Below are 13,726 nucleotides of genomic sequence, written 5' to 3'. Positions count from 1 at the left end.
GACCTTTGAGAAAGTTAGGTGTCCAATTCAACCTACGCCTGCTATGTAAATAACGCGGTATGGTGTTTTCTTGAAATATGAACAATCTTTGCCTAAAGAAAAACTATCTAAACTAAACCTTCAGATAACCTTAAATCATTCTTTAACTTTTATCTGATAAAATTTCTTATGATCCTTCTTTCCCAATCCCAAAAATCCTCCTGGCCCTCTTATATAATAAGAGATTTCAATCGTAATATTTTGTTTGGTCTGTGGAGTTCCAGAAATATGAACCGTATCATACCACTTATCGATGGGCTTTACAGTTAACCCCGAATTCGGAGGATCCATTTCTACTATGAAATGATCGGGATAAGTAGCTTGATTGGCCACATTAAATTCTATGAAATATGGCTTATTTAATTCTGCATCCGGTAATGCCTGAACTTTATGTTTGCCGGCAAAACAACCGGATAATGCTATTACAGTCGAAAAGATAAATACTTTCCTTATCATACTTAAAATAAGCTTCATAATTTACTGATATTTCACAAAATTCTAAAATCAATTGCTCCAAAGCTGGCTTTTAGAAATTTTTCAGACGACCTTTGAGAAAGTTAGGCTTCCAATTCAACCTACGCCTGTTATGTAAACAACGCGGTGTTTTCTTGAAATATGAACAATCCTTTCTTAGGGGAAAGCTATCTAAACTAAACTTTCAGATAACCTTAACTTATTCTTTAACTTTTATCTGATAAAATTTCTTCTGTTCCGGATCTTCAAAAAAACCTACGGGCCCTCTTATTAAATATGATATTTCAATCATGATATCCTGCTTCATCTTTGGAGTTCCAGAAATATGAACCGTATCATACCATTCATCGATGGGCTTTACAGTCAACCCCGAATTCAGAGGATTCATTTTTACCTTGAAATAATCAGGATAAGTAGCTTGATTGGCCACATTAAATTCTATGAAATATGGCTTATTTAATTCTGCATCAGGCAATGATTCGACTTTTGGTGTGACAGTACAGCTCGCAGTAAAGCAAGCTAGAGCAAATATAAACAATCTTTTCATTTTCTTTTTTCCTATGTTATTGCTTTAAAAATTATTGTTTCAAGTAAACAGTTTCAAATCCACTGTATCTGTCAGCCTGCTGTATTGGTCGATTATCTCCCCTGTTTGCCGGCCTACCAACGGACTTTCCCATACTATCCAGTGAGCCTTAAAATTTGGTGTCGTTGCCCCAGCAAAATATTTGGCGAACTCATCAGTTGCACGACACGCTAGTCTTGTATCGCGTATTTGTTGATTTCCGCCAATTTTTTCAGAGTGCTGCTACAAAGATAGGGGGAGATTATCTTATTGAAGTTACGTTTTCAGACGACCTCCTGAGACTAAACTCAATCCGCCACATCGATACACAAATATTTCAATTCCAAATATTCGTCCGCACCGTATTTGCTGCCTTCGCGTCCCAGTCCGCTGCGTTTCACACCGCCGAACGGTGCCGCTTCATTGCTGATTAGGCCGGTATTGACGCCGACCATGCCGTATTCCAAGGCTTCGCCGACGCGCCACTGGCGGGCGGTGTCGGAGGTGAAGAGATAGGCCGCCAAACCGTATTCCGTATCGTTGGCTGCCGCGATGACTTCGGCTTCGGTTTCAAAGCGGAACACGGGACACAACGGCCCGAAGGTTTCTTCGCGCGCCACCGCCATTTGCGCCGTTACGCCGCTTAAGACGGTCGGTTCGAAAAACGTTCCGCCCAACGCGCTGCGTTTGCCGCCGGTCAGGCAGCTTGCGCCTTTTGAGAGCGCGTCGGCGATGTGCTGCTCGACTTTTTCCACCGCTTTTTCCTCAATCAGCGGCCCTTGGTTCACGCCTTCATCTAAGCCGTTGCCCAATTTGAGCGTGGCCACTTTTTCGCTTAATTTTCGGCAAAATTCGTCGTAAATGCCGGATTGAGCGTAAACGCGGTTGGTGCAGACGCAGGTCTGGCCGCTGTTGCGGAACTTGCTCGCCAGCGCGCCTTCGACGGCTTTGTCCAAATCGGCATCGTCAAACACGATAAACGGCGCGTTGCCGCCCAGCTCCAAACTGAGTTTTTTAATGTCTGCCGCGCTGTCGGCAAAAATTTTCGCGCCGACTTCGGTCGAGCCGGTGAAGCTGATTTTGCGTACGGTCGGGTTCGTGGCAAATTCATGGCTGATTTCCGAAGCGCTACCACTGACGACGGGAAGCAAATCCTGCGGCACGCCTGCTTCGTAAGCCAATAGCGCCAGCGCATATGCGCTCAGGGGCGTGAGTGATGCAGGTTTGACTATCATCGCGCAGCCCACCGCCAAAGCAGGCGCAGCCTTGCGCGCAATCATTGCAGATGGGAAGTTCCACGGCGTAATCGCAGCGGTAACGCCGACGGGCTGTTTCAACACGACCAGTTTTTGCGACGCCTTCACGCTTGTCAGCACATCGCCGTCAATCCGCCGCGCCTCTTCGGCAAACCAGCGCACAAACGAAGCCGCATAATCGATTTCGCCGCGTGCCTCGGTCAGGCTTTTGCCCTGTTCCATCGTCATGATGCGCGCCAGTTCCTCTTTGTTTTCCTTTATCAGAAAATACCAACGCCACAATACATCGGCGCGTTCCAACGCGGTTTTTGCCGCCCATAATTTTTGTGCGGTCTCCGCTCTTTGAATTAGTAACTTGAGGTCGTCTGAATGGGTTGTGCGGACAAACGCCAAAGTCTCACCCGTTGCCGGATTATCGACTTTGATACTGTCTGGAATCGGGGAAAAAGAAATATCAGGATGGTTTAACAATGATGCAAAAGAGTTCATGCCTGCCCTCGTATGTATAGATGATGGATGGGAGTCATTATTCTCTTCATAGGATAAAAGCGCAAACTGCTTGAGCAGTTTGTGCAAAAGGAGAAAGAAGAGCCGAGGCACTGAATGGAAGCAGGCAACTAAAAGGTCGTCTGAAAATACCTTACAGGCTTGGTTAGGACTTTCCCATTTGAATTGTGAGAAAGTGTTTTAACTGACTGATAAGACATATTCAGGCGACTTTTTTATTTGGATTATTTATATAGAAATTAAATATTTCTATGTTAGAACAATAGAATAGGTTTTAAGAATATTTTAGCTGTTGAATGTGAATATATCGGATAAGTGTTTCCATATTATTAAAAGCTTGTTAAAATCATCAAAAATTATACAAATAATAATCAAAATCATTAAAACCATTTTTCAATTGATTTGCGGCAAAACCTTCCCGAGGTCGTCTGAAAATCTTCAGACGACGCTGTCTGACATTCCGCCACACAAGGAATCCGTTATGAAGCCAGCCAAAGTCAAAACACTTGCCGCCTGCATCGCAGTCATTGGTTTTTCTCCCATCATTTATGCTGCCGATAATACACCAACCGTGATTCTCGATACCGTTACCGTCAAAGGCACACGCAATAAAGACGAAATCGGTAAAAACCGGGTTTATACCCGCGAAATCGTCAATCTTTACAAAGGCAAAAACGAAGTCGAAACCTTCAAAGGCAACACCGTATCCGACCTGTTAAGCGGTATGTCCGGCGTGTACAGCGGCGATGCGCGCAACAGCGGCGCGCTGGATCCCAATATACGCGGCGTACAGGGGCAGGGACGGATTCCCGTTACCATCGACGGCACGGAGCAGGCGATTACCGTCTGGCGCGGCTACGCGGGCGCAAACAACCGCAACTACGTCGACCCCAACATCATCAGCAGCGTTTCCATCGAAAAAGGCCCCTCGTTCAGCCGTGATATGAAAAGCGGCATAGGCGGCTCCGTCGCCCTGAAAACCATCGATGCCGACGATATTGTCCCCGAAGGGCAGAAATACGGATTTGAAGTGAAGGCGGAGGCTTCCAACAATTCCATCAAGAGGCGTGAGAATGCTTATGAACATTCAGTCGATTATCGAACCTTGCCTGTTCCCGCAGTAGCGACGGGCGGTATTTGGCGTTCGTTTTTTGACGATACCGACCGAATCGACCAGCGTTTCAACGGACGCAATAAATTTGGGGAAGATAAAGCCTACCGCATTGCCGCTGCCACCAAGCAGGACAATTTTGATGCCATGCTCGCCTATGCCTACCGCAGTAAAGGCAATTATTTTTCCGGCAAAAAAGGGGCGGAACGCTACGGCTATATCGGTCCTTGGACACAAGAAACTTTAGACGAATTAAAACGTCGTCAAGAAGAAGCCGCTGCCAAGGGCGAAAAATTTTACGGCAGTGAAAACATGCTGGGCGCACCCGATATTTCAAAAATCGGACTTTTCTACCATCCGGGCGGGGAAGTCAGCAATACTTCGCTTGAAACCAAATCATGGGTAGGTAAAACCACCTTCCGTCTGCCGAACCGCCAAACGCTCAAATTCGGCTTGCGCCATACCGATTCCACGTTCGGCGAAATCATGCCTTCGCGTATTATCGGCCCCATCAGTTGGGATGCGTCCGTCCTCAACAAAATTGCCGAATGGCCGCAGGCATGGGTAAAACAGCGTTCCTACAATATCGACTATTCGTGGAAGCCCGAGGGCAGCCGTTGGATAGATTTCGATGCCACGCTTTGGACAACGCGCACCAATTCTAAAACCAATACCGCAGGCGGTTCACCCGGCGATACCGTTTATGAAGATTTGGTATTTCAACGTGCATGGGATGAGTACGACAGATGGCAGAAATACACCCCCGAAGAGCGTCAAGAATTGCTGAATGCAGGCTTTGAAACCCCAAAACCGCCCAAACCCGAAACGCCCAATACCAACGGACGCTTCAACACTATTGAAGGCAACGCCTATTACGCCCGTAACAACCGTACAGGCTTTCAATTCTCCAACCGTATGAAATTGAGCGACAAACTGTCGTTGACCTTGATGGGCGATTTTCAAAACGAAAAACTGACATCGCGCAATGATTTTTCAGACGAGCTGGAGCGGGGAGGATACGACAAATATCGGGAAGAACTTGAAAACAGCACCATCAGGGCAAATTACGGATTAAACGAATTCGGCGTACCGCGCAACGGCAAACGGCGCGAATACAATCTGGGCTTCAATTTCCGCTACGAACCCTTCCGCTGGCTGACGTTGACGGCGGGAGGACGATATACCAATTTCCAGCTTCAGGATAAAAGCAAACGTTTGGAAAGCGGTACGTATAAGACCGGCTATCCGTTAGAAATGAACAGGGGGATAAAATATTCGATCGGCAGGGTTGCCACGCCGCAAGAATACGCGGATTACAAGGCAATTGACGATGCCTTGGCGAATGGCAGTCTTGATTATGGAGTTTTATATGAGACAGAGGAATACGCAGAACAAAGAAAAAAACATGCACAAATTAGCCTGTCGTTACAAGTCAACTCGCAAAATATTCCGATTTTGACAGATGATCGCGAAAAATGGGTCAATCCTAATGAAAAGGTGGATTTCTATTGGTTGAAAGACGATAAAGGCCGTCTGAATATGCAGGATCATCCCCTTATCAATGGCAGCATTCCTGATTTGCACACTAAAGTCCCTAATCCTGTATATGACCCGTCTATTCCAGACAGTCCGCAGTTTGTGCCTAAGTATTATAACGTTGATGCAAGCGTATATACGACTCCAATGACCGAAGCCGAAAAACAGAGAGCAATGAAGCAGAAAGGCAGCGGTTGGGTGCCCGCATTTTCTGCCACTGTCAATTTTACTGATTACAGCCGCGCCTATTTGCGCTATACCGAAACCCTGCGCTACCCCAGCATTTTTGAAGGGACGTACGGCTTTTCTACTGCCGCCGGCTCATTCAACCGCATGGGCTATGGCTGGCGGCCCGAACACGCCAAAAACTGGGAAGTCGGCTATATTCATGATTTGACAGGACTGTTACCGAAAATGAAAAAAGCGGATTTCCGCATCAACTACTTCCATAACAAGACCAAAAACGTTATCGATAGGGACAGCAATCTCGAATTCGAACAATTCGACAGACAAATCCGCAGTGGTGCCGAGCTGTCCACCCGCTTCGATACCGGACGCGTCTTTGGTAGCCTGAACGTATTCCGCAGCCTGAAAAACAAAATGTGCGACGAAACCTTCCAATGGTCGACTGTGACTGCGGGAGATGTCGATGCAACATATTTTGCCGAAACCGGCAAAACCATGAGTCGCCCCGTCTGCAATCACGGAGGTTTGAGCGATTCGGGCTATCTGGCAAGCGCGCTTCAGCCACGCTGGTCGATTGATGCCGAATTGGGCAGCCGCTTTCTTGCCAACAGACTGGAAACAGGCGTGCGCCTTCATTACCACAGCCGCGTCTATGAAAACCGCAATGATGCGTGGCAGCCTAACTACAACATATTCAATCAATATAGGGGAACTAATCATAAACCCCAATATAACGATATGCGCTGGCAGCCTGTTGCGGTATGGGATGCCTACCTGCGCTACAAAATCGGCAAAAACCTGACTGCCGAGCTGGTAGGCAGCAATCTGACCAACCGCTACTACCTCGACCCGATGAGCCGCTCCTATCTGCCCGCACCGGGTAGAACCATCAGGATAGGGATTACGGGCAAGTTCTAAAATAGTTTCTAGATTCAATTATCGAAATTCTGATATTAGCAAAATGTAAATTTTCAGAAATGATAATAATTCATGTTTCTATTTCCTAAAAATAGGAATATACTTACCTTACTTTTCCAAGAGGGCGGATTTGTAAGTTTGATTCAGATTCTTCTTGAGAAAGTTCGTTGATTTTGTAAATTTTTATTTTGGAGTGAATTATGAAACTCGTAAAAACCGTTGCGGTATTGAGTGTTGCGTTTGCCGCTTCTTCTGCATTTGCTGCCAATCCGGCTTCAGGCCTCTCTTCAAATAACAATGTAAAAGGGGTTAAACATATTGTCCCGACAGTGGAGACTAACCGAAACGACGTGAATTTCGGTAAGGCTGCCATTAATGTGGTTGACTCAAATGCAAGAACCACAAATAAAAATGGTCTTGCCAACAATCAGCCGGTCTCTTTTGCTAAGATTGATACGACGGCAAACAAATTCTTTGTCAAAACGTTTGCTCACGGTACTTTAGGTAAAGATAAAAACGGCGTTACCGTTGCGAATCTGTACCGTATGAAAGGTATTGTTTGGGACAATATTCCAAGAATGCCCGACCATTCCCATTTAGGCCGTTTATCTTATTCCAAAGTCGGTAATATGGATGTTTACTTCGGCGACTGGTCTGCCGTTCCTTCCGGTGCGGCTGTCGGTACGAAAGGTACGAATTACACTGCCTTCTACAGCGGCACGGGCCGAACCACCAATCTGCCGACTACGGGTACTGCCACTTATACGGTTAAGGGTATCAACCAATATCATACGCAAAATACAGCCCTCTTAAACGGTACGCTGAAAGCTGATTTCGGTAAACGGACGCTAAACGGCGAAATGAAACGTACGGGTTTGAATGTCGCCATCAACAATGCCACGATTAATACGGCTCAGGCTTCCTTCTCCGGTAAAGCTACGGCAAACAAAGTGGCCGGTACGACCCGTGGTCATTTCTTCGGCAACCAAGGCGCGGCGATTGCGGGCGTGGCTGATTTTGGTCGAAATAGTGAACTCAACACTGCCTTTGGCGGTACGAAAACCGGCAAATAATGAATCATAATGCGATAAGGCGGACGGTTTTTGTCGTTTCCCATTCCGTCCGCCTATAAAACACAAATCATCCGACACACAATGCACATCGTACAGGGCCGTTCGGAAATATCGGGCTTCGCAATGCGTTTAAGCCGGTATTTTCCGAACGGTCCGTGAGTTTGAAGGCGTGCTGTTTCGATGGGCTTGAGAAGCCCATTTTTCAGACGACCCGGCAGGGGCTTTCATGCAAATAAACAATGCTCTTGCCCGGTAAAGATGAAATGTCAGTTTTTCTTTGAAAAGGCCGTCTGAAAAACAAAGCCGTCCGACACACAGGAAAGAATTTTATGAAACGCCTTTTGCTCCTTCCTTTTTTTATCAGCCTGCTGCCCCACGCGTTTGCCGACGACAGGGAAGACCGCTTCATGCAGCTCAAACAGGGAACGGAACTCCGCCGCGCGCAGCAGGAAAGGAATGAAGCGGACAATACGGCGATTGAGTTCGGCGCGGGAGAAGTGCAGGACGGCGAAGATTTGGCGTTGTCGCTGATGAAGGCGGTCAACGCGCAAAACGAGGAGGAAACGGCACGGCTGTTGGACATTTACCGCCGTCAGGATGATTACGATCCCGATATAGTGCTGTTTGCCGAGGCCAATCAGGCGGTGTTCCGCGACGATTTGAAGGCCGCGCTGGCGAAATACCGCGAGCTTTATCGCAAAAATCCCGAATTTCTGCGCGGCCGCCTGGATTTGGCGCGGCTGCTGTTTATAGACAAACAAAACAAAGAATCAGCGGCATTGTTCGACGGCATCGATATTCCCGAAGTGCCCGCCGTCAATGAGAAAATCAAAGTGTTTGCCGACGCTTTGAAGAAACGCGATGCGTGGAGCGGCTCGGTTTCGTTCGGCGCGGGTTACGACACCAACTTAAACCAGTCGTCGGGCGCGACGGTCGTCCGCAATCAGACAAGCTGCGGTTTCGATTCGAACGGGCAGCCGATTCTGGACGATGCCGGAATGCTGTCCTGCCGCGACGAACAGCTTGACGCCTACGCGCCCGATGCGTTGAAAAACCGGATGTGGGTATATGAAGCCAACTTGAGCAGACGCATTTCGCTCAACGGCCACCACGGCCTGCAACTGGGCGGCTACGCATGGGGCCGGCTCTATCCCGGCAACAAGGAATACGGCGAACACAATATCAACGTCAGCCCCGCTTACAGTTTTCAGAGCAAAGACCATTCCTTCAGTATCGGCCCGCAGGTGCAATACGAATGGTCGGGCGGGAAACTGCGCGACAGCAGCGCCGGCATCAGCACGGCATACAGCCGCACCTTTTCCGACCAAGCCTCGCTGGGCGTGCAGTTCGACCACAAATACGACCGCTACCGCGGCGAATTAAAACATTTCAACGGCCCGCAAACGCTTCTGTTCACCACCGCCATCTACGCCCTGCCGAAAGACTGGCTGGTATTCGGCGGCTACGACTACCTGCGCAAAAACAGCCGCGAAAAAGTGGATTCCTACCGCCGGCACGGCCTGCGCGCGGGCGTCAACAAACGTTTCGAATTCGGCATCGACGCCACCTTTCAGGCAATCTGGCGCAAAACAGCCTATCAGGACTACCATGCCTGGCTGGAAACCCGCCGCCATGATTTCGAACGCACCTATCAGTTGGACATCAAATTTGACCGTCCGTCCTTCCACGGCATCACGCCCGTTTTCAGTATCAAACACACCGACAACAAAAGCTCGTCCTGGCTGAACCGCTACAAACGCAACGAATTTACCGTCAAAGCAGAATACAGGTTTTAAGCTCCCGAGGTCGTCTGAAAACGAATTTTCAGACGACCTCGAAGGTTTCTGTTGCATAAGCTGTCAGCTAAGGAGTCGGTTTTGTAAGAGTGCTATTTTTATCCCGAATACACGTTATAATACGAACCTTATTCCCAACCCGATTCGAGATCCTGTTTTCAGACGACCTTTAAGATAAAAGGTCGTCTGAAAACGTTTGTCCCGTCCATACGCATCCGCCGAACTATGATTCCATCCGATTTCATTGACGAGCTTCTGGCCAAAGTCGATATTGTCGATATTATCGACGAGCAGGTTCCGCTGAAGAAGGGCGGGGCGAACTATATGGCTTGTTGTCCGTTCCACAAGGAAAAGACGCCGTCGTTTTCGGTCAGTCCGATCAAGCAGTTTTATCATTGTTTCAGTTGCGGGGCGCATGGTTCGGCGATTGGTTTTGTGATGGAGCATCAGGGGCTGTCGTTTCCGGAGGCGGTGCAGTTTCTTGCCGACCGCGTGGGCATGGTCGTGCCTAAAGTGCGCGGGCAGACCGATAATCCCGAAGTCCGTGCCGAACGTAAGAAAAAACAGCAGACGCTGGAGGAAACAACGGCTGCGGCGGCTGATTTTTATGCGCAACAGTTGAAATTCAATCCGGCGGCGAAGGAGTATTTGGACAAGCGCGGCTTGAGCGCGGAAGTCATCGCGCATTATGGTTTGGGCTACGCCCCCGACGGCTGGCAGCCTTTGGCGCAAGTGTTCCAACCGTACCCGAATACTGCGTTGGTGGATACGGGTATGGTGATTGACAACGAGGGTCGGCATTATGACCGCTTCCGTCATCGGATTATGTTCCCCATCCGCAATCCGCGCGGGCAGGTAATCGGTTTCGGCGGCAGGGTGTTGGACGACTCGAAGCCGAAATATTTGAACTCGCCTGATACACCTCTGTTTGATAAGGGGAAAAACCTTTACGGATTGTATGAAGGGCGTGCTGCGGTTAAAGAAGCAGGGCGGATTTTGGTGGTCGAAGGCTATATGGACGTAGTCGCGCTGGCGCAGTTCGGCGTGGGCTACGGCGTGGCGGCTTTGGGTACGGCGACGACGGCGGAACACGTCAAAATCCTGATGCGTCAGGCGGACAGTATTTATTTCTGTTTCGACGGCGACAGCGCGGGGCAGAAAGCGGCTTGGCGCGCGTTGGAAAATGCGTTGCCGCAGTTGAAAGACGACAAATCGCTGCATTTTTTGTTCTTACCCGAAGAACACGACCCCGACAGCTACATCCGCGCCTATGGAAAAGCGCAATTTGAAGATGCGCTGTTGAATCAAAGCAAGCCTTTGTCGGAATATTTTTGGGAACATCTTTCAGACGACCTCAATCTCAATACGCAGGAAGGTAAGGCGGAATTGGTGAAAACCAGTTCGCCGCTTTTGGCACAAATTACCGCGCCTGCATTAGGTTATTTGTTGAAACAACGACTGAGCGAACTGGTCGGCATCGACCCCGACAATCTCGCCCAACTGCTGGGGCAGGAAGCGCCGAAGCGGCACGTCAAACAAAAAAGCTACAAACTGCCTCCGATTTCCGTCAAGCAACCGGTCATGCTGACGCTGGTGCAACGGCAAATCCGCAGCCTCTTGATAAATCCGGATTGGGCTGCATATATAGACCTGCCCGATTATTTGGCGTTGGACGGCGATTTCGCCTGTCTTGCCAATCTCGCCGAAACCATTAAAAGCCATGCCGCGGAACCTGCTACCGCGCAGGTTTTAGAGTATATGCGCGGTTCTCCTTATGAAGAAACCGTGAACCAAATCTTCCAATCGACACTCTATTCTGAAGAAATGGAAGGCGGAGGCGAAGAAGACCGCGAGAACTTCCAAATCGGCATGAAGAAACTCCTTAACGAGTTAAAATACCAACAAATCGAAACCCTCAAGCAGAAAAGCCTGCAATCGGGTTTGAATGAAAATGAAAAAAAACTCTTGCTGTCGCTTTTGACCGCAAAGCAAAATTGAACGAACGGCAATCCCTGCCGAATCCAGCAACCTTCAGGCCGTCAGAAAAGCATTGTCCCAAGCTGCGAACATGATCCCGCAGAACACCCGTTCCAAAGAGCTTTCAGACGACCTCAGCGTTACAACCCGGCAGATTGAATTTAAATCGGTTGTAACTCTGTTCCGCCTTCAGGTGCATCATGCAAACCGTTGGCACACCATCAGATCAAGAAAGTAATCCATGTCTAAAGACCAAAATCACGAAGACTATCAAGAACAGGACGACAACCGTCCGCTGACCCTCGAAGAGCAGCGCGCCCGCCTGCGCCAGCTCATCATCATGGGTAAGGAACGCGGCTACATCACTTATTCCGAAATCAACGACGCCTTGCCCGACGATATGTCCGATGCGGATCAAATCGACAACATCGTCAGCATGATTTCCGGCTTGGGCATCCAAGTGACCGAGCAGGCGCCTGATGCGGAAGATATTTTGTTGAGCGACAACGCCGCCGCCGTAACCGACGACGATGCCGTTGCCGAAGCCGAAGCCGCCTTGTCCAGCGCGGATTCCGAGTTCGGCAGAACCACCGACCCCGTGCGTATGTATATGCGCGAAATGGGGCAGGTTGACCTGCTGACCCGCGAAGACGAAATCATCATCGCCAAAAAAATCGAAAACGCCCTGAAAAACATGGTGCAGGCAATTTCCGCCTGTCCAGGCTCCATTGCCGAAATCCTCGAGCTGATCGAGCAAATTCGCAAGGATGAAATCCGCGTGGACGAAGTGGTCGAAGCCATTATCGACCCGAACGAAGTGTTGCTCAACGAATTGGGCTTGGGACACTTGGAAAGCGCGTCAAACGACGACGATTCCGGCAGCAGTGAAGAAGATGAAGCAGATGAAGACGATGATGACGACGATTCCGGCAGCGACTCTGAAGCCATGTCCGCCGCGCATCTTGCCGAATTGAAGCAAAAAGTGCTGGAACACTTCGCCTTCATCGAAAGCGAATACGGCAAGATGATCAAAAAGCTGGAAAAACACGACAGCCGCCACCCCGATTATCTGGCACACCGCGACGCTATCGCCAACAAGCTCTTGGAAGTCCGTTTCGCCACCCGCCAAATCGAAAGCCTCAGCGGCAACCTGCGCAGCCGTGTCGAAAACATCCGCAAGCTTGAACGCGAAATCCGCGACATCTGCCTTGACCGCGTCCATATGGAACGCGACTACTTCATCCAAAACTTCCTGCCCGAAATCACCAACCTGAAATGGGTGGAAGAAGAAGTCGCCAAAGGCAGGGTCTGGAGCGACGCACTCGACCGCTTCCGCCACGCCATCCTCGAAAAACAAACCGAGTTGGCAAACATGGAAAAAGAAACCCGCATTTCCATCGAAGAGCTGAAAGACATCAACAAAAACATGGTGTCGAGCGAAAAAGAAACTGCAGCCGCCAAGCAGGAAATGATTCAGGCAAATTTGCGCCTGGTGATTTCCATCGCCAAAAAATACACCAACCGCGGTTTGCAGTTCCTTGATTTGATTCAGGAAGGTAATATTGGCTTGATGAAGGCGGTCGATAAGTTCGAATACCGCCGCGGCTACAAATTCTCCACCTACGCAACATGGTGGATCCGCCAAGCGATTACCCGCTCGATTGCCGACCAGGCGCGCACCATCCGTATTCCGGTGCACATGATTGAAACCATCAACAAGATGAACCGAATCTCCCGCCAGTATCTGCAAGAAACCGGCGAAGAGCCCGATTCTGCCAAACTTGCCGAGTTGATGGAAATGCCGGAAGACAAAATCCGCAAAATCATGAAAATCGCCAAAGAGCCGATTTCGATGGAAACCCCGATCGGCGACGACGACGATTCGCACTTGGGCGACTTCATCGAGGACGCCAACAACGTTGCCCCTGCAGACGCCGCGATGTACACCAGCCTGCACGAAGTCACCAAAGAAATCCTCGAAAGCCTGACCCCGCGCGAAGCCAAAGTCCTGCGTATGCGCTTCGGTATCGACATGAATACCGACCACACGCTCGAAGAAGTCGGCAAACAGTTTGACGTAACCCGCGAACGTATCCGTCAAATCGAAGCCAAAGCCCTGCGCAAACTGCGTCATCCGACCCGCAGCGACCGCCTCAGAAGCTTCCTCGACAGCGAAGACAGCAAACTGTAAAACAGCAAACCGCAGGTTTATCCCTGCGGTTTTTTATGGGTAAGGGGTCGTCTGAAACAGAAGTTGTATAGTGGATTAAATTTAAATCAGGACAAGG

At 49.3% G+C, this 13,726-nt stretch carries 8 protein-coding genes; 5 read left to right on the top strand and 3 right to left on the bottom strand.

The features are described 5' to 3' along the window. Nucleotides 1-135 precede the first annotated feature (135 nt). The 3 genes from HMPREF3277_RS04285 to HMPREF3277_RS04275 form a co-directional block, all read right to left on the bottom strand. The gene (locus HMPREF3277_RS04285; protein ID WP_070870130.1) at nt 136-513 is read right to left on the bottom strand and encodes a hypothetical protein; all 378 of its coding nucleotides are present in this window, start codon (nt 511-513) and stop codon (nt 136-138) included. 199 nt (nt 514-712) lie between these two features. After that, a complete protein-coding gene (locus HMPREF3277_RS04280; protein ID WP_070870129.1) occupies nt 713-1,060 on the bottom strand; it encodes a hypothetical protein in 348 nt (115 codons plus the stop codon). A 326-nt stretch (nt 1,061-1,386) separates the two neighbouring features. Then, nucleotides 1,387-2,823: an NAD-dependent succinate-semialdehyde dehydrogenase gene (locus tag HMPREF3277_RS04275; RefSeq protein WP_070870128.1), complete on the bottom strand. Its 1,437-nt coding sequence runs from the start codon at nt 2,821-2,823 to the stop codon at nt 1,387-1,389. Between the two features lie 499 nt (nt 2,824-3,322). Between HMPREF3277_RS04275 and HMPREF3277_RS04270 the strand changes: the two genes are divergently transcribed. The 5 genes from HMPREF3277_RS04270 to rpoD all read left to right on the top strand — a co-directional run bounded on the left by HMPREF3277_RS04270 (nt 3,323) and on the right by rpoD (nt 13,629). Then, nucleotides 3,323-6,592: a TonB-dependent receptor domain-containing protein gene (locus tag HMPREF3277_RS04270; protein WP_070774906.1), complete on the top strand. Its 3,270-nt coding sequence runs from the start codon at nt 3,323-3,325 to the stop codon at nt 6,590-6,592. A 200-nt stretch (nt 6,593-6,792) separates the two neighbouring features. After that, complete coding sequence (locus HMPREF3277_RS04265; RefSeq protein WP_070513845.1) at nt 6,793-7,665, top strand: Slam-dependent surface lipoprotein; 873 nt, start codon at nt 6,793-6,795, stop codon at nt 7,663-7,665. Between the two features lie 329 nt (nt 7,666-7,994). Continuing rightward, a complete protein-coding gene (locus HMPREF3277_RS04260) occupies nt 7,995-9,461 on the top strand; it encodes a surface lipoprotein assembly modifier (protein ID WP_070774905.1) in 1,467 nt (488 codons plus the stop codon). A gap of 225 nt (nt 9,462-9,686) precedes the next feature. Next, on the top strand, nt 9,687-11,459 hold the full coding sequence (gene dnaG / locus HMPREF3277_RS04255; protein WP_070870127.1) for a DNA primase: 1,773 nt from the start codon (nt 9,687-9,689) through the stop codon (nt 11,457-11,459). 220 nt (nt 11,460-11,679) lie between these two features. Beyond that, nucleotides 11,680-13,629: an RNA polymerase sigma factor RpoD gene (rpoD, locus tag HMPREF3277_RS04250; protein WP_003757828.1), complete on the top strand. Its 1,950-nt coding sequence runs from the start codon at nt 11,680-11,682 to the stop codon at nt 13,627-13,629. Nucleotides 13,630-13,726 lie beyond the last annotated feature (97 nt).

It is taken from the genome of Neisseria sp. HMSC70E02, assembly GCF_001838645.1.
GTDB lineage: Bacteria > Pseudomonadota > Gammaproteobacteria > Burkholderiales > Neisseriaceae > Neisseria > Neisseria macacae.
This window is presented reverse-complemented; position numbering and strand designations above follow the sequence as displayed.